This window comes from Fulvimonas yonginensis (assembly GCF_037137055.1).
Lineage (GTDB): Bacteria > Pseudomonadota > Gammaproteobacteria > Xanthomonadales > Rhodanobacteraceae > Frateuria_A > Frateuria_A yonginensis.
In genome coordinates this window covers 6,453-23,536 of record NZ_JBBBNY010000007.1, presented here as the reverse complement: position 1 = coordinate 23,536, position 17,084 = coordinate 6,453, and the positions used below count along the sequence as shown (strand labels likewise).

The window sequence follows — 17,084 nt, the reverse complement described above, 5'->3', positions numbered from 1 at the left end:
CCCGGCCTATCCAAGCTCCCATGTTTCGTAATTTCTTGCAACAAGATCTTACGAATCGTGCGCACCGGTTCCTCTTCCCTCGACGGGGCAAGGAAAGCTGCTCGGACATGTGGTTATGCCCGGACACGGGCAGGTGACGCCCCGTGCGCGGAGGCCAGCGACGGCGCGTCGGAACGCGCCCGGGAGAAGGGTGGAATGGTCGGGGCGGCCGGATTCGAACCGACGACCCTCTGCCCCCCAGGCAGATGCGCTACCAGGCTGCGCTACGCCCCGACTTGGACTCGGCTTGAGCGACCGTGCGATCGCAGGGATGGCGCCTTGGGAGGCGGCGCCTCAAGCAGAAGAGAAACTATAGCAGAAGCTTCGCGGTTTTCAGCGACGCAGGAGCGCGAGGATTTCCTCCAGTTCCATGCGCACCTGGCGCACGATCTGGTGGGAGATGCTCGATTCCATGCGCGCCTGCGGGCCTTCCAGCCGCGCGCGGGCACCGGTGATGGTGAAGCCCTCGTCGTACAGCAGGCCGCGGATCTGGCGGATCATCAGCACGTCGTGGCGCTGGTAGTAGCGGCGGTTGCCACGGCGCTTGACCGGGTTGAGCGCGGGAAATTCCTGCTCCCAGTAGCGCAGCACGTGCGGCTTGACCCCGCACAGCTCGCTCACCTCACCGATGGTGAAGTAGCGCTTGGCCGGGATCGGGGGCAGTTCGGTGTTATTCCCTTGGTCCAGCATAGCTCTCGACTCGCACCTTGAGTTTCTGCCCCGGACGGAACGTCACCACGCGGCGGGCAGAGATCGGAATCTCCTCGCCCGTCTTGGGGTTGCGGCCGGGTCGCTGGTTCTTCTGACGCAGGTCGAAGTTGCCGAAGCCCGACAGCTTCACCTGCTCGCCCCTTTCCAACGCTTCGCGGACGACCTCGAAATAGGCGTCCACGAATTCCTTCGCCTCACGCTTGTTGAGGCCTACCTCGAGGAAAAGGCGCTCGGCCATCTCCGCCTTGGTCAGCGCCATCTCAACCTCGCAACTTTGCCTTGCATGTCGTTTCCAACGCGGCCACCGCATCACGCACGCAGCGGTCCGCGTCGTCGTCGGTAAGCGTGCGTGAAGCGTCCTGCAAAATCAAGCCCATAGCGAGACTCTTTCGGCCGGTCTCGACCCCCTTGCCGCTGTAGCGGTCGAACAGCTTGACTTCCTTCAGCACGCTGCCGAGGCTGCCTCGAACCGCCTGTTCGATCTGTGACCAGCGCACCTCTTCGGGCACCTCGACGGCGATGTCGCGGCGCACCGAGGGGAAGCGCGGCACCGGCCGCGCTCGCGGCAGGCGGCGCTCCAGCAGCGGGGCCAGGGCCACCTCCAGGACGTGCACGTCCGGACCGAGATCCAGCGCCTTGGCCAGCTGCGGGTGCAGCGCACCGAGGTAACCCACCGTCTCACCATCGCACGCGACGCGGGCGCCGCGACCGGGATGCAGCCAGGCCGGCAGGCCATCGGCGTGCAGCGACCAGCGGTCCGCCTTGCCGCCCCAGGCCAGCAGCGCGTCCAGCTCGCCCTTGAGATCGAAGAAGTCGAGGGCGCGGGCCGGTTCGGCCCACTGCTCGGCATGCGCGCTGCCGCAGGCGGCGATGGCCAGGCTGGGCGTCTCGGCCGGCGGATCGCCGGCCGCGAACACCCGGGCGACCTCGAACAGCCGCACCCGCTCCTGCTGGCGAGCGCGGTTGTGGCGCAGCGCCTCGACCAGGCCCGGCAACAGCGAAGGGCGCATTACGGCCAGGTCGGCCGACAGCGGATTGGCCAGCGGCACCAGATCGTGCGCGTAACCCCAGTGTGCGAGCAGCTCGGCGCTGACGAAGGAGAGGTTCACCGCCTCGTAGAAATCACGCGCGGCGAGCTGCTCGCGCAGCGCCAGTTCGCCGATGCGCGCCTCGGGCTCGGGCGACAGTGCCAAAGCGCCGGCGGGCGTGTGGGTGGGGATACGGTCGTAGCCGTAAACGCGCGCGACCTCCTCGATCAGGTCCTCCTCGCGCTCGATGTCGAAGCGGCTGGTCGGCGCGGTGACCTGCCAGCCTTCTGCCGTTGCCTGCACGGCCATGCCCAGCGCGGTGAAGATGCGGGCGACTTCCGCGTCCGGCACGCCGAGGCCCAGCACGCGCGCCAGGCGCGCGCGACGCAGGGCGACCGTGGCGGGCCGGGGCAGGTCGGCCGGGTTCTCGGCAGCCAGCACGGGACCGGCCCGGCCACCGGCGATGGCCAGCAGCAGCTCGGTGGCCCGCTCCAGCGCGCGGCGCGGCAGCTCCGGGTCGACCCCGCGCTCGAAGCGGTGAGAGGCGTCGGTGTGCAGGCCCAGCTTGCGCGCGCGGCCCATGATCGCCGCTGGTGCGAAGTGCGCGGACTCGAGGAACACGTTGCGGGTGGCGTCGGTCACGCGCGAATCGTGGCCGCCCATGACGCCGGCCACGGCCAGGCCCTTCCGGTCGTCGGCGATCAGCAGGAAGCCCTCGTCCAGCGCCGCCTCGCTGCCGTCGAGCAGCTTCAGCGTCTCGCCGGCGCGTGCGTGGCGCACCACGACGTCGCCCTCGAGGCGGTCGTTGTCGAAGGCGTGCAACGGCTGGCCGAGCTCCAGCATCACGTAGTTGGTCACGTCGACCACCGCGCTGATCGGGCGCAGGCCGGACCGCCGCAGCCGCTCGGCCAGCCACAGCGGCGTGCGCGCGGCGGCATCGATGCCCTCGATCACGCGGCCCAGGTAGCGCGGCGCGTCCTTGCCGGCCTCCAGGCGGATGCCGCGGCGGGCGTCGGACGTCACCGGCGCGGGCGCCTGCGCGGACACCCGCACGCGGCTGCCGAACAGCGCGGCCACGTCGTGTGCCAGGCCGAGCAAGCCCAGGCAGTCCGGACGGTTGGGAGTGAGCTTGAGTTCGATGCTGGCGTCGGGCAGGCCGAGGAACTCGGCCAGCGGCTGGCCGACCGGCGCGTCCGTCGGGAGCTCCATCAGACCCGAGGTGTCGGCGTCGATGCCCAGCTCCTTGGCCGAACACAGCATGCCGGCCGATTCCACGCCACGCAGCCTGGCGTCCTTGATCGTGATGCCGCCCGGCAACACGGCGCCGACCGTCGCCAGCGGTGCCTTCAGCCCCACGCGCGCGTTGGGCGCGCCGCAGACGATCTGCAGCGGCTCGCCCTGCCCCGCGGCGACCCTGCAGACCTTCAGCCGGTCGGCTTCCGGGTGTTTCTCGGCGGCGAGGATCTCGCCCACCACCACGCCGGCCAGTCCTTCGCCCAGCACGGTGAAGTCTTCCACCTCCAACCCCGCCATGGTCAGCGTATGGGCGAGGCGCTCGCGGTCGGCCTCGATCTCGACCAGCTCGCGCAGCCAGTTCTCGGAAAATTTCATCGTTCAGGATCCCTTGCCGGCTTACGCGAACTGCTTGAGGAAGCGCAGGTCGTTCTCGAAGAACGCGCGCAGGTCGGAGACGCCGTAACGCAGCATGGCGAAGCGCTCCACACCCAGGCCGAAGGCGAAACCGGTGTAGCGCTCCGGATCGATGCCGCAGTTGGCCAGCACGCTGGGGTGCACCATGCCGCAGCCGAGCACTTCCAGCCAGCGAGGGGAGCCGTCCTCCGCGTCCCAGCGGATGTCCACCTCGGCCGAGGGCTCGGTGAAGGGGAAATAGCTGGGGCGGAAGCGCATCTCGAAGTCGCGCTCGAAGAACGCGCGCACGAACTCGGCCAGCGTGCCCTTCAGGTCGGCGAAGCTGGAGGTCTCGTCGACCAGCAGGCCCTCGATCTGGTGGAACATCGGCGAGTGCGTCTGATCCGAGTCGCTGCGGTAGACCTTGCCCGGCGCGATGATGCGGATCGGCGGCTGGCGGCCCTGCATGGCGCGGACCTGCACCGGCGAGGTGTGCGTGCGCAGCAGGCGCCCGTCGCCGAAGTAGAAGGTGTCGTGCATGGCGCGCGCCGGATGGTGCGGCGGGAAGTTCAGCGCCTCGAAGTTGTGCCAGTCGTCCTCGATCTCCGGGCCTTCGGCGCGCTGGTAGCCCAGGCGCGCGAAGATCGCCGCGATGCGCTCGAGCGCGCGGGTGATCGGATGGATGCCCCCACGGACGCCGTCGCGCCCCGGCAACGTGATGTCCAGCTTCTCGGAGGCCAGGCGACGATCGAGTTCGGCCTGCTCCAGCGCCTGCTTGCGGGCAGCAAGCGCGTCGGCCAGGCGGTCCTTCACACGGTTGACCTCGGCGCCGCGAGCCTTGCGCTCCTCCGGCGCGAGCGTGCCGAGCGACTTCAACGCGGCGGTGACGATGCCGCTCTTGCCGAGCAGGCCGACGCGCAGTGCTTCGAGCGCATCGAGCGAGGCGGCCTTTTCGATGTCGGCCAGCGCCTGGGTTGCGCGGCTATCCAGATCGTCCATCGGTGCGAATTCCGCTTGGTTTGGCTTTCGAGCTCCCTGTCCCCTCCGGGGATGAGGATGGGGCCAGGGGCCGCTCTTGCTTCGATGGATCCAGGGCATGCCCTGGCCCTTGACCTCGATCCTCTCCCCCTTCCTTGATCAAGGACGGGGAGAGGAGGCAAAAGCGAGAAGCGACGTTATCAAACAAAAACGGGGAGAAGGCGTCGGCCTTCTCCCCGCGAACGTTCCGCTCTTCCTTTCGGAGTGCGGCCACGCAGGGCCGCCTCCTGATCTTCAGGATGAGCGCACAAATTACGCCGCCAGACTGGCCTTCGCCTTTTCCGCGATCGCGCCGAACGCCTTGATGTCGTGCACCGCGATGTCCGCCAGCACCTTGCGGTCGATCGTGATGCCGGCCTTGTTCAGGCCGTTGATCAGGCGGCTGTAGGACAGGCCGAACTGACGGGCCGCTGCGTTGATACGCACGATCCACAGCGCGCGGAACTGGCGCTTGCGCTGCTTGCGGCCGATGTAGGCGTACTGGCCGGCCTTGATGACGGCCTGGTTCGCTACGCGGAAGACCTTGCGACGGGCGTTGTAGTAGCCCTTCGCGCGGCCGATGATCTTCTTGTGACGACGACGGGCGGTGACGCCACGCTTGACACGAGCCATGGTGTTCTCCTCGCCTTAGACGTACGGCAGCATGCGCGCCACACCCTTGGTGTCGCACGCCTTGACGTGATTGGTGGCGCGCAGGTTGCGCTTACGCTTGGTCGACTTCTTGGTCAGGATGTGCGACTTGAAGGCGTGACCGGCCTTGAACTTGCCCGACGCGGTCTTGCGGAACCGCTTGGCGGCCGCGCGGTTGGTCTTGATCTTGGGCATGGGAATGCTCCATGAGTGGGCTGGGTGCCCGGTTTCTGACTGATTCGGCGGTGGCCGGGGGGCCACGCTTTCCATCCTGCCGACATCGGTTCACGACCCGTCCATGTGGGTCGAACCGGCGATTATACGGGCGCTTCACGGCCAGCGCCAGCACCGTGCACGCGACCGGGATCCCGGGAAGGCCTCCCGACGAGGTAGGAGCCCGCTCCGCGGGCCAAGCGAAACGGCGGCCCCGAGGCCGCCGTTCGATTCACTTCTTCTTCGGTCCGATCATCATGACCATCTGGCGCCCTTCCAGTCGGGGGAAGGATTCCACCTGACCGTTCTCGCCGACGTCCTCCTGGATCTTCCGGGCCAGGTTCTGGCCCAGGTCCTGGTGGGACATCTCGCGACCGCGGAAGCGGATGGTGACCTTGACCTTGTCGCCCTCTTCCAGGAAGCGGAGCATGTTGCGCAGCTTGATCTGGTAGTCGCCCACGTCCGTGACCGGACGGAACTTCACTTCCTTGATCTCGACCTGCTTCTGCTTCTTCTTGGCGGCCTGGGCCTTCTTCTGGGCTTCGAACTTGAACTTGCCGTAGTCCATGATGCGGCAGACCGGCGGGTCGCCGTTGGGCTGGATCTCGACCAGGTCGAGCCCGAATTCCTCGGCCGTGCGCAAGGCCTCGTCGCGCGAAAGAATGCCCAGCTGCTCCGAATCCGGCCCGATCACGCGCACGCGCGGGACGCGGATTTCATGGTTGCGGCGGTTGCCCTTGTTGTCGGTGGTAGCGATACCACTATCCTCCAGAAGAAGTAACGGAATTAGACCCGGCGGACGATCAACGTCGCGTCTCGGTCTCTAGGCGCTCGATGAAGGCGGCCAGCGGCATGCTGCCCAGATCCTCACCGGAACGCGTACGCACGGAAACGGCCCCCGCTTCCTTCTCGCGGTCACCGACCACGAGGAGATAAGGGACCTTCTGCAACGTATGCTCGCGGATTTTATAGCCGACCTTTTCGTTGCGCAAATCGGCCTGGACGCGGAAGCCTTTGTCCACAAGGGCTTGCGTCACCTCGCGGACATAACCGGCCTGGGCGTCGGTAATCGAGAACACGGCCCCCTGCACCGGCGCCAGCCAGGCCGGCAGGTTGCCGGCGTGGTGCTCGATCAGGATGCCGATGAAACGCTCCATCGAGCCCACGATGGCGCGGTGCAGCATGACCGGGTGGCGCTTCTGCGAGTGCTCGTCCACGTACTCGGCGCCCAGGCGCTCGGGCATCATGAAGTCCACCTGCATGGTGCCGACCTGCCAGGCGCGACCGATCGAGTCCTTCATGTGGTACTCGATCTTGGGGCCGTAGAAGGCGCCCTCGCCGGGCAGCTCCTCCCACTGCACGCCGGCGGACGAGAGCGCCTTGCGCAGCGCCTCCTCGGCACGGTCCCACACCTCGTCCGAGCCGATGCGCTTGTCCGGGCGCAGGGCGATCTTCAGCGCGATGTCCTGGAAGCCGAAGTCCGCGTAGACCTGCATCGCCTGCTGATGGAACGCGGTCACCTCCGGCTCGATCTGCTCCGGCGTGCAGAAGATGTGGCCATCGTCCTGGGTGAAGGCGCGCACGCGCATGATCCCGTGCAGTGCGCCCGACGGTTCGTTGCGGTGGCAGCCACCGAACTCGCCATAGCGCACGGGCAGCTCGCGGTAGCTGTGCAGGCCGGTGTTGAAGATCTGCACGTGGCCCGGGCAATTCATCGGCTTGAGCGCATAGGTGCGCTTCTCCGACTCGGTGAAGAACATGTTCTCGGCGTAGTTGTCCCAGTGGCCGGACTTCTTCCACAGCGACACGTCCAGCACCTGCGGGCAGCGCACCTCCTGGTAGCCGCTCCGGCGGTAGACGCGGCGCATGTACTGCTCCACCTGCTGCCAGATCGCCCAGCCGTTGGGGTGCCAGAACACCATGCCGGGGCTTTCCTCCTGCTGGTGGAACAGGTCCAGCGCCTTGCCGATCTTGCGGTGGTCGCGCTTCTCGGCCTCCTCCAGCTGGTGCAGGTAGGCCTTGAGATCCTTGTCGTTGAGCCAGGCGGTACCGTAGATGCGGGTCAGCATGGCGTTGTTGGCGTCGCCGCGCCAATAGGCGCCGGCCACCTTCATCAGCTTGAAGGCGCGCAGCCTGGAGGTGTTGGGCACGTGCGGGCCGCGGCATAGGTCGGTGAACTCGCCCTGGGTATAGAGCGAGAGCTCCTCGTTGGCCGGAATCGACTCGATGATCTCGGCCTTGTAGATCTCGCCCAGGTCGCGGAAGAACTTCACCGCCTCGTCGCGCGACTTCACCGAGCGGGTGACCGGCAGCGCCTCCTTGACGATCTTCTCCATCTCCGCCTCGATCCTGCCCAGGTCCTCGGGCGTGAAAGGCCGCTCGTAGGCGAAGTCGTAGTAGAAGCCGTTGTCGATCACCGGGCCGATCGTCACCTGGGCGCCCGGATACAGCCGCTGCACGGCCTGCGCCAGCAGGTGCGCGGTGGAATGGCGCAGGATCTCCAGCGCCTCGGGGCTCTTCTCGGTGACGATCTCCACGCGGGCGTCATGGTCGATCGGGAAGCTGGCGTCGACCAGCTTGCCGTCGACCTTGCCGGCGAGCGTCGCCTTGGCCAGGCCGGCGCCGATGGAGGCAGCCACGTCCTGCACGGTCACGGGATGGTCGAACGGCTTCTTGCTGCCGTCCGGGAGCGTCACTTCGATCATGGAAACCCCAGAAATCAAAAAAGGGCGAAACGCCCTTTCGTGTACGGAACAAAGGCGTCGGGAGATCAGCGATGGAAAACGGTAGTCGCCATGTCGCACGCTCGACCGGCGCTTACGCGCGGGCCACCTCGCATCCGGGCAGAGCCGCTAGTCTAGCCGAAGAATCCGGCGCGTGAACGCTCTACGCCCGGCGCTCACGGTCGCGCCCGCTAGAATCACCCATCCTCTCCAGGAACCGTAACGGATGCGCATCCTCGTCACCGGCACCGCCGGCTTCATCGGCTCCGCGCTCGCCCAGCGCCTGCTGGCGCGTGGCGACGAAATCCTCGGCATCGACAACCACAACGACTACTACGATCCGGCACTGAAGGAAGCGCGCCTGGCGCAGTTCGCCGGCCACCCGGCCTACACCCACCTGCGCGCGGACCTGGCCGATGCCGACGCGGTCGACCGCGCATTCGCCCAGTTCCAGCCACAGCGCGTGGTGAACCTGGCCGCGCAGGCCGGCGTGCGCTACTCGCTGAAGAACCCGCGCGCCTACGTGCGCAGCAACCTGGACGGCTTCCTCAACATCCTGGAAGGCTGCCGCCACGGCCGGGTCGAGCACCTGGTCTACGCCTCCTCCAGTTCCGTCTACGGCGCAAATCGCAAGCTGCCGTTCGCGGTGGAGGACGCGGTCGACCATCCGGTCAGCCTGTACGCCGCCAGCAAGAAGGCCAACGAGCTGATGGCGCACGCCTACAGCCATCTCTACGGCCTGCCCACCACCGGCCTGCGCTTCTTCACCGTGTACGGCCCCTGGGGCCGGCCGGACATGTCGCCGATGCTGTTCGCCGAGCGCATCAGCCGCGGCGAGCCGATCGACGTGTTCAACCACGGCCACCACAGCCGCGACTTCACCTACATCGACGACATCGTCGAGGGCGTGATCCGCACCCTGGACCACCCCGCGCAGCCCGACCCGGCCTACGACGCCGAGCAGCCGAACCCCGGCACCTCCAGCGCACCCTACCGCGTCTACAACATCGGCAACGACCAGCCGGTGCAACTGCTGCGCTTCATCGAACTGCTGGAGCAGAACCTCGGCCGCACGGTGCAGAAGCGTCTGCTGCCGATGCAGCCCGGCGATGTGCCGGACACCTGGGCCGACGTGTCCGCGCTGCGCCGTGACGTCGGCTACGCACCGGATACGTCGATCGAGGACGGCGTCGCCCGCTTCGTGCGGTGGTATCGGGAATACCGTTCGCTGGACTGACCCGCTTCGGCGAGTTGCAACCGGGAAGCGGCCGGGCGTCTCTCTGGTGCCCGCGACCACCCTTCCGGAGCCACTCATGATCCTCGCCCTTGCGCGACGTCCGCCCAGGCACGCCCTGCTCGCACGCGGCCTGTCCCTGCTCCTTGCGACCGTGCCGCTGGCCGTCCACGCCGGCGAGCGTTGCGAAGTCGGCGTCTACCGCCTGGCCGACGGCCAGGTGGTAGACATCGCGCCGTCCGACGGCGACACGATGCGTTGGCGTGAACTGGATGGCCGCACCGGTGCACTTCGCCAGGTCACGCCGGGCTATTGGCAGAGCAGCTACGGCTGGACCGGCCGGCCCGACGGCCTCGTGGTGACGTTCGATAGCTGCCCCTCGGCAAGCCTTCGCTTCGCCGGTCAGCACGGGCGGCGCATTCCGCTGCGGATCGCCGAGACGACGTTCGTTTCGCACGGCACACGCCTGGCCGGCCGGTTGCTACTGCCGCCCGGCCACGCGCGTGTCCCGGTAGTCGTGCTGGTGCACGGCGCCGAGCACGACTCGGCACGCCGCATCTACGCCCTGCAACGCCTGTTGCCGGCCCAGGGCGTGGGGGCGTTCGTCTACGACAAGCGCGGCACCGGCGACTCGGGCGGCCGCTACACGCAGGACTTCGGGCTGTTGGCCGACGACGCCATCGCCGCGATGCACGAAGCCCGCCGCCTGGCGGGCGACCGGCTGGGCCGCATCGGCTACCAGGGCGGCAGCCAGGGTGGCTGGGTGGTCCCGATCGCCGCCCGCCGCGAGCCGGTCGATTTCGCGATCGTCAGCTTCGGCCTCGCCGTCTCGGTGATCGACGAGGACCAGGAGGAAATCGCCCTGGAGATGCGCCTCAAAGGCTACGGCCCGGAAGTCGTCGCCCAGGCCCAGGCCATCGGCGCGGCGGCCGAGCGGGTGATCGCCAGTGGCTTTACCGAGGGTTTCGACGCGTTCGACGCGATCCGCGCCCGGTATCGCCACGCCCCCTGGTACCAGGACGTGCACGGCAACTACACCTGGATGCTTCTGCCGCTGAGCCGCGAGGCGCTGCGGGCCAAGGCGCCCGACTTTCGCTGGAACACGCCGTTCCACTACGACCCGATGCCGACCTTGGCCGCGGTGACGGTGCCGCAGCTGTGGGTGCTCGGCGGACAGGACCTCGAGGCGCCGAGCGCCGAAACATCGCGCCGGCTGAAAGGATTGATCGCCCGTGGCCGCCCGATCACCCTGGCGCTCTATCCCCGCGCCCAGCACGGCATGCTCGAATTCGAGACGGGCAGGAACGGCGAGCGCGTGTCCACCCGCTATCCGGGCGGCTACTTCCGCATGCTCGCCGATTTCGCCAAGACCGGACGGCTTCCGGGCACCTACGGCACGGCGCGGATCAGCCGGCCGGCAAAGTAGGCCTCTGCCCCGACAACCCGTTGCGCGGCGATACCGGTTTCGCCCGCTACCCGCTGCGCCTCCCGGGCTCGCCCCGCTCGTGCGGGCGCGGCGTGACGTCCGCGGCGGTTGCCTTCGCGCCGAACGGAGCGCGGCCCGCGGGACGCTGCTCCTGCGGGTCACGGCGCACGCCATCCACCGCTTCCCGCTGGCCATGCGCAGCGGACCGCCAGCCCGTCCGCGCGGCGGCGTCCCGGCTCCAGAGCGCGTGCTGGCTGCGCAGCGCGTGGGCCCGGGGCCATTGCAGCCAGGCCCCTGCCATCGCCAACCCGCCGAAGGTCAGTGGCCCGCCGGGCCAGGCGTGGCTGGGGAAGACGTACATGACGCAGCCCGAACCCGCCAACAGCAGGAGCGGCAGCCAGGGGCGACCTGCACGCCGCAATGACACTGCGGCGGCGACCGCCCCGACCGACAGGGCGACACGGCCGACGAAGGCCAGCAACGGCCGGTTGGTTCCACCCAGGATCGGATGCGTCCATATCGCATGGATCGGCGCCAGCCATGCACCCGGCCTGCCCGAGGCGTGGGCCGACTCGACCAGGCTGCCGACCACCAGCCCCGCGGCGGTGTCGAACACCACGAAACACAAGGCGAATACGAACAAGGCCACCCGGCACACCCGCGCCGGAAAATCATCCCGCGCACGCACCAGCCGCGCGATCGCGAACGCGGACAAGGCGAACAGGGGTACCTGCAGGTAATGGACGACAAGCCAGAGCCGGACGTTCAAGGCCAGCAGATTGCCTGCGTGGGGATGGAAGATCTCCGTAACGGCCAAGGCGGCGGGCGCGGCGGCGACGGGGATGACACCCGGCGCCCGTGGACCATGGCTGCTTGGTGACCCTTCGAATGCAACGGGGTGAGAGAAGAAGTTCATGTGTCGACCCGTGGAAAGGTGGGGCAACCCGCAAGGGCCACTCCAACATGCGGCGTCATAGCCGCGGGTCGGCTTCGCCATCCGTCCGGGCCGTGCTCCTTTGTCGTGTTCGGGACATCCGCGTTTCGCTCGGGGCCACTGCCGGGTATCGCATCGCAGGCATGGCACTGGAAAATGGATGACACGAAGCCGTCTTTCGGGGACGTCGTGGCCACGCCCCGCGCTCCGGTGACGCGGAGATGCTTTTCGCCATCGCGCGAAAAGGTTTGCCGATTGCGTTTTCCGCCCCCTGCCATGCCGCAAACGCTGGCACTGCCACAACGCGCCAAAAACGCTCGCGGTATGCCGGGCCTTACGTGGATTGAACGGGATGAAAACCGGGTGCAGCGCGACCCCGCGGCACCGCGGCGAAGTAGAACGCCCTGTACGTCGATATCCGGTCGATGAAAGTCATGGACGCGAGCGCTAAGCGTCCTCTTCGCCGATTATGTCGGGGATGTTCCCGGGCTTATCCCGGCCGCTCGAGCAACGTTTTGTCGCCGCGCCCTCGATCGATTTAGAACGGTTTGGCGAGCACGAGAAAGATGACGCCGAGCAGCAACAGTACCGGCAGCTCGTTGAGCCATCGCAGCGCCTTGGCCGATGGCAATGCGCGCCCCTCCTCGTGCCCCTTCAGCATTCGCCCCACGCCAATGAAGTACGCCAGCAGGACCGCCACCAGCCCGAGCTTGGCGTCGATCCAGTGCATGCCGGCCACCACGTTCGGCAACGCGTTCGGGAACAGTCGCCACCCCTGCCACAGCGCGAGGCCGAACACGAAGGCGAGGCCGAACATGTTGTGCCCGAACCGGTACAGACGCCGCCCCATCAGCAGCAGCCGCGCGCGCACCGCGGCGTCGCCGCCGGCCTCGGCGAGGTTCACGAGAATGCGCGGCAGATAGAACACCGTCGCCATCCAGGCCATGACGAACAGAAGGTGGAAGGTCTTGATCCAGAGGTAGGTCATGGTCGGCTCGGCGGCAAAGCACCATTGTCACCCAGCGCACGGCCTGCCGCCCGCCCGGTGCCAAACCGGCGGCCGCCAGTGCGAGCGGCCTGAACCTGAACGAATGCAAAACGATCACGCACGATGCGGGAAAATCGCGCCAGGGTACGGACCACTCCATCGGACAAACACAGCGCCTCTTGCCGCCTGCGCGCTGCGTCGTCCGTTGCCTGCGGGATGCGCCCGGTGCCGCCGCACCGGAGGCCGAAACGACTGCGGAGCGACACCGGCCAGGGACGGCCCACTCTTCCGCGGCATGCGGCCTTCACCCGACGAGACGATGCGCTCAACCGCCCGGGCGGCGCGTGAAATAGGCCCGCGGCGCCATGCCGGTCGCGCGGCGGAACATGGTGCTGAAATTCGTTGCCGCGCCGAAGCCCAATTCGTGGGCCACCGTCGTCACCGAGCGCCCCTGGGCCAGCCGCTCCATCGCCGCATGCAGCCGGACCTGGCGCCTGTATTCGCGGAACGGCATGCCCACCTCGCGCTGGAACGCACGGGCAAGCGTGCGCGTCGAGGTCGCCAGTTCCCTCGCCCAGTCCTGCAGCGTACGCGCGTCGCCGGGATCGGCCCCGAGCGCGTCGGCAATGCGCCGCAAGCGGCCTTCCCGGATCGGTGGCAGCGACAGCGGGGGGTGGCCTGCCAGCCGCAACTGGCCGGCGAGCGTGGCGCCGATACGCGGCAGCGGAGTGAGGTCATCGGGACCGGCTCGCTCGCCGGACAGGGCCAGGATCATTTCGCGCATCAAGGGCGAAACCGCCACCACGCCACCCCGGGCCGGGCCGGTTGGCCCCTATCGACGGCGGGACACCGGCGAAAGGATGTGTGCCGATCCGGTAACAGGAGCTTAGCCCCCATGCACCCCTCCATCGACCATCCCGTGCCTGCCGCCAAAGGCATTCGCTGGCCGCGCCTCTACGACCTGCTCGTGTTCGGCATGACCGGCGGCCGCGAGCGACGCTTCCGCCGGGACGTGCTCAGGCTGTCCGGAATCGCTTCCGCACAGCGCGTGCTGGACGTGGGTTGCGGCACCGGCACGCAGGCGGTGGCCATCGCGCGCCAGGTCGGGCCGGACGGCTCGGTCACCGCCGTGGACGTGGCTCCCGAGATGCTCGCGGTCGCACGGCGCAAGGCGGCCAGGGCGCGGGTGCCGATCGAGTTCCGCCTGGCGGAAGCGACCGCACTGCCGTTCCCCGACCGCTCGTTCGACCGCGTGCTGATGTGCATGGCGATGCACATGCTGCCCGAGGCCGAATGGTTCCCCTGCGTCCGCGAACTCGCGCGCGTGCTGGCTCCTGCCGGCCGGCGGGTGCTGATCGACTACGCCGGTCCCCTTGCCGAGCGCGCCAGCCTGATGGCCCGGCACGGGCCGCACGGCCGCTTCGATCTCCGCCGCCTGCGCGAGCCGGTCGAGGCCGCAGGGCTGCGGGCGGTCAGCATCCGGCCGATGGAACGGCTGGACATGCACGTGCTGCAGGGCACCCGGCCGGCCCGCTGATTCGCTACGTCGACGGGGCCGCTTTGCCCGTCTCCTGACCGGCCCGACCCTCTGTAGCAGCACTTGATCGCGCCCCTGCGGCGGACGACGATCGTCGTTTCGTTGCAGGACACGCCCCGATGCCCGAGCCGATCTCACCCGAAGCCATCGCCGCCGCCTTGCCGGAACTGTGGTCGCCCCGCGTGATCGGCGAGGTCGACGACGCCTACGTCAAGGTCGCCCGGATCAAGGGCACGCTCGCCTGGCACAGTCACGATGCCGAAGACGAATTGTTCTACGTGCTCCGCGGCGTGCTGCGCATCGAACTGGAGGGCGACACGGTAGAACTGGGTGCAGGCCAGATGTGGGTAGTGCCCAAGGGCACGCGGCACAACCCGGTGGCCGACGAGGAATGCCTCGTGCTCCTGATCGAACGGAAGTCCACCCTGCACACCGGCGACGTCGTGACCGACAAGACCCGCCCGATCGCGGAACAGCTTCGGGGCTCGCCCTCCGGCGTGGGTCCGGTTCGCTAGTCCGAAAGCGGTCCCTGGCAGCTGGTCGCATCGAACCGACACCCGTCGGGATGCGGGTTCGGCGGTGGACGGTCTTTGCGCTGCCGTCGAGATACGTCACCCCATCCCCTCGCCCACCGTGCTGTGCTCGCCGTCCGACGTCGCCCGGCGAAGCACCCGATGCAATCCTCACCGAGACGCACCCAGGCGTGGCAGGGGGCGAGCTGGCTCCTCGGCCTGATTTCGCTGGCCGCGCTTGCCGGTGTGGTGGCCCGTCGCGGGGACATCGAGCGATTCGCGCGCCTGCTCCATGCGCTGGCTCCCGGCTGGCTGGTGCTCGGGCTGGTGCTGCAAGCGGGCACGTACGCCTGCGTTGCCCTCGCCTGGGATCTGGGCCTGCGGCAGAACGGCATCCATCGTCCGGTGCGCGAACTGCTCGCGCTGGCGTTGGGCAAGCTGTTCGTGGACCAGTCGGTTCCCGTCGGCGGTGTCGGCGGTACCGCGTTCGTGGTCGCCACGCTGCACCGGCACGGCGTGCCGCACGGCGCCTGCCTGGGCACCCTGGTGCTCAATCTGCTCGGACAGTACCTCGCCTACCTGGTGGCCGCCGGCGGCGTGACCGGATCGCTGTGGCTGGCCCACCAGGCCCATGCGTGGATGCTCGGCATCACGGGCGCGTTCGTGCTGGTCTGCGTCGCCGCGCCGCTGGTCATGGTGCTGGTGCTGCGGCTGGGTCGTCGCCTGCCCCGAAGCCTGCTGCGCCTGCCCGGCATGGCCCCCCTCGCCCGAACCCTCGCCGACGTACCGGCAGGCATGCTGCGCAAACGGCGCTTGCCCGCCATCGCGGCGCTCAACCTGGCCCTGATCGCGCTGGACGCCGCCACGTTGTGGGCGATGCTGCACGCGCTCGGCCTGCCCGCGCCGTTCCGCCACGCCCTGCCCGGCTACCTGCTGGCGCTGATGGTGACGACCGTAGCGCCGATCCCGATGGGCCTGGGTGCCTTCGAGGCGACCGGCGTCGCCGCGCTCACCTCGCAGGGCGTACCCATCGAGGGCGCCCTCGCGGCCACGCTGTTGTTGCGGGGCTACACCACCTGGTTGCCGATGCTGCCGGGATGGCTGGTGGCGCACCGTGCGCTGCGGCGCATGCGATGAACCGGCCTGCGCTCAGGGCCTGTCCGCTCCACCCGGGCCCTTCACGGTTTGCTCCAGTCGGCGCTGCAGGAACCGCCGCACCGCTGGGTCGCGCTCCAGCCCGATCGCGCGCTGGTAGGCCGCGAACGCTTCGTCGTGCCGCGCCGAGCGGGCCAGCAACGCCGCCCGCGCCGCCCAGTAGGGCTGGTAGTCGGCCAGTCGCGCGTCGCCGCGCAGTGCGTCCAGCGCGGCAAGCGCGGGTTCGGCGCCACGCGACTGGGCGAGCGCGACCGCACGGTTCAACGCGACCACGGGCGAGCCCGTCAGCGTCTCGAGCGCGGCGTACAGTTGCTCGATCGCCGTCCAGTCGACCGCCCGGCCGAACCGGCGCACGCAGTGCGCCGACTGCACCGCGGCCTCGAGCTGGAAGCGCCCCGGGCGACCGGCGCGCACCGCCTGTTGCAGCAGCGCCTCCGCCTCGTCGATGCGCGCGGCGTCCCACCGCCGCGGATCCTGCTCGGCCAGCGGCACGTAATCGCGCCCCGCCTCGCAGCGTCGTGCGCGGCGCCGCGCATCGGTGTAGAGCATCAATGCGAGCAAGCCCAGCGCCTCGGGTTCGCCGGGCAGCAGCGCGGCCACGACGCGGCCGAGCCAGAGCGCCTCGTCGGCCAGGTTGCGGCGCCGTGCATCGGTGCCGTCGGCATCGAGCCAGCCTTCGGCATAGGCGGCGTAGATCGCGTCGAGCACCGCATCGAGCCGGCCCGGCAGCTCGTCGGTGGCCGGCAACTCCAGCGCAATGCCCGCTTCGCGGATGCGCCGCTTCGCCCGCACCAGGCGCTGGCCCATGGTCGCCGGAGCCACCAGGAAGGCCGACGCGATCGCCGCGGCATCGAAACCGAGCATCGTCTGCAGCATCAGCGGTGCACGCACGGCGGCGTCGATCGCCGGATGCGCGCAGGCGAACAGCAAGCCCAGGCGCCGGTCCGGCAGTTCCTGCCGCACGGGCTCCACGGCCCCGTCTGACAGGAGCTGGAGCTGCGCGGCGCGGCGCTCGTCCTGCGCGCGACGCCGCGTGGCATCGACCAGGCGCCGGCGTACCACCGTCAGCAACCAGGCCTCGGGGTTCGCCGGTACGTCCTGGCGCGGCCAGTCCGCCAGGGCCCGAGGCGAAGGCCTCGGCCAGCGCGTCCTCGGCGCCGGCGATGTCGCGCGTGCGCGCGGCCAGCAACGCCACCAGCTTGCCGTAGCTGTGGCGTGCGGCCGTATCGGCCGCACGCGCCGCGGCCCAGTGCCCAGGAACCACAGAACGCCCAGAGCAACCGAAAT

The 17,084-nt window shown here is 69.0% G+C and carries 17 protein-coding genes and 1 tRNA gene; 5 read left to right on the top strand and 13 right to left on the bottom strand.

Features of this window, described 5'->3' with window-relative positions; genetic code table 11:
• Positions 1-196: 196 nt before the first annotated feature.
• From WAT24_RS10745 to thrS, 9 genes are all read right to left on the bottom strand, one after another.
• Positions 197-273: transfer RNA gene (locus WAT24_RS10745), tRNA-Pro, on the bottom strand.
• 99 nt (positions 274-372) lie between these two features.
• On the bottom strand, positions 373-729 hold the full coding sequence (locus tag WAT24_RS10740; protein WP_336807862.1) for a MerR family transcriptional regulator: 357 nt from the start codon (positions 727-729) through the stop codon (positions 373-375).
• Positions 710-1,009, bottom strand: coding sequence for an integration host factor subunit alpha (ihfA, locus tag WAT24_RS10735; protein ID WP_091333672.1), 300 nt, complete (start codon positions 1,007-1,009; stop codon positions 710-712). Before ihfA ends, WAT24_RS10740 begins: the two co-directional genes overlap by 20 nt.
• Before the next feature lies 1 nt (position 1,010).
• Entirely contained in the window at positions 1,011-3,389 is a 2,379-nt protein-coding gene (gene pheT / locus WAT24_RS10730; RefSeq protein ID WP_336807861.1) for a phenylalanine--tRNA ligase subunit beta, read from the bottom strand.
• 21 nt (positions 3,390-3,410) lie between these two features.
• A complete protein-coding gene (gene pheS / locus WAT24_RS10725; RefSeq protein ID WP_336807860.1) occupies positions 3,411-4,406 on the bottom strand; it encodes a phenylalanine--tRNA ligase subunit alpha in 996 nt (331 codons plus the stop codon).
• A gap of 291 nt (positions 4,407-4,697) precedes the next feature.
• Positions 4,698-5,057: a 50S ribosomal protein L20 gene (rplT, locus tag WAT24_RS10720; protein ID WP_209618427.1), complete on the bottom strand. Its 360-nt coding sequence runs from the start codon at positions 5,055-5,057 to the stop codon at positions 4,698-4,700.
• A gap of 15 nt (positions 5,058-5,072) precedes the next feature.
• Positions 5,073-5,270, bottom strand: coding sequence for a 50S ribosomal protein L35 (rpmI, locus tag WAT24_RS10715; protein ID WP_026635107.1), 198 nt, complete (start codon positions 5,268-5,270; stop codon positions 5,073-5,075).
• Between the two features lie 250 nt (positions 5,271-5,520).
• Positions 5,521-6,060, bottom strand: coding sequence for a translation initiation factor IF-3 (gene infC / locus WAT24_RS10710; RefSeq protein WP_425605297.1), 540 nt, complete (start codon positions 6,058-6,060; stop codon positions 5,521-5,523).
• 31 nt (positions 6,061-6,091) lie between these two features.
• Positions 6,092-7,993 (bottom strand): threonine--tRNA ligase, encoded by a 1,902-nt coding sequence (gene thrS, locus WAT24_RS10705; protein ID WP_336807859.1) that lies wholly within the window; start codon positions 7,991-7,993, stop codon positions 6,092-6,094.
• Positions 7,994-8,237: 244 nt separating this feature from the next.
• On the opposite strand from thrS, the gene WAT24_RS10700 reads away from it, so the two are divergent.
• The gene (locus tag WAT24_RS10700; RefSeq protein WP_336807858.1) at positions 8,238-9,248 is read left to right on the top strand and encodes an NAD-dependent epimerase; all 1,011 of its coding nucleotides are present in this window, start codon (positions 8,238-8,240) and stop codon (positions 9,246-9,248) included.
• Between the two features lie 76 nt (positions 9,249-9,324).
• A complete protein-coding gene (locus WAT24_RS10695) occupies positions 9,325-10,671 on the top strand; it encodes an alpha/beta hydrolase family protein (RefSeq protein ID WP_336807857.1) in 1,347 nt (448 codons plus the stop codon).
• 46 nt (positions 10,672-10,717) lie between these two features.
• Here WAT24_RS10695 and WAT24_RS10690 read toward each other — a convergent pair whose 3' ends face one another.
• The 3 genes from WAT24_RS10690 to WAT24_RS10680 form a co-directional block, all read right to left on the bottom strand.
• Positions 10,718-11,587 carry a hypothetical protein gene (locus tag WAT24_RS10690; protein ID WP_336807856.1) on the bottom strand — a complete coding sequence of 290 codons (870 nt, stop codon included), beginning with the start codon at positions 11,585-11,587 and terminating at the stop codon, positions 10,718-10,720.
• A gap of 556 nt (positions 11,588-12,143) precedes the next feature.
• The gene (locus WAT24_RS10685) at positions 12,144-12,593 is read right to left on the bottom strand and encodes a CopD family protein (RefSeq protein WP_336807855.1); all 450 of its coding nucleotides are present in this window, start codon (positions 12,591-12,593) and stop codon (positions 12,144-12,146) included.
• A gap of 325 nt (positions 12,594-12,918) precedes the next feature.
• Entirely contained in the window at positions 12,919-13,377 is a 459-nt protein-coding gene (locus WAT24_RS10680; protein ID WP_336807854.1) for a helix-turn-helix transcriptional regulator, read from the bottom strand.
• A gap of 111 nt (positions 13,378-13,488) precedes the next feature.
• On the opposite strand from WAT24_RS10680, the gene WAT24_RS10675 reads away from it, so the two are divergent.
• The 3 genes from WAT24_RS10675 (at position 13,489) to WAT24_RS10665 (ending at position 15,779) form a co-directional block, all read left to right on the top strand.
• Complete coding sequence (locus WAT24_RS10675) at positions 13,489-14,130, top strand: class I SAM-dependent methyltransferase (RefSeq protein WP_336807853.1); 642 nt, start codon at positions 13,489-13,491, stop codon at positions 14,128-14,130.
• A gap of 119 nt (positions 14,131-14,249) precedes the next feature.
• A complete protein-coding gene (locus tag WAT24_RS10670; RefSeq protein WP_336807852.1) occupies positions 14,250-14,645 on the top strand; it encodes a cupin domain-containing protein in 396 nt (131 codons plus the stop codon).
• A 159-nt stretch (positions 14,646-14,804) separates the two neighbouring features.
• Positions 14,805-15,779 carry a lysylphosphatidylglycerol synthase transmembrane domain-containing protein gene (locus WAT24_RS10665; RefSeq protein ID WP_336807851.1) on the top strand — a complete coding sequence of 325 codons (975 nt, stop codon included), beginning with the start codon at positions 14,805-14,807 and terminating at the stop codon, positions 15,777-15,779.
• A gap of 12 nt (positions 15,780-15,791) precedes the next feature.
• On the opposite strand, the gene WAT24_RS10660 is transcribed toward WAT24_RS10665, so the two are convergent.
• Positions 15,792-16,859: an RNA polymerase sigma factor gene (locus WAT24_RS10660; RefSeq protein WP_336807972.1), complete on the bottom strand. Its 1,068-nt coding sequence runs from the start codon at positions 16,857-16,859 to the stop codon at positions 15,792-15,794.
• Positions 16,860-17,084 lie beyond the last annotated feature (225 nt).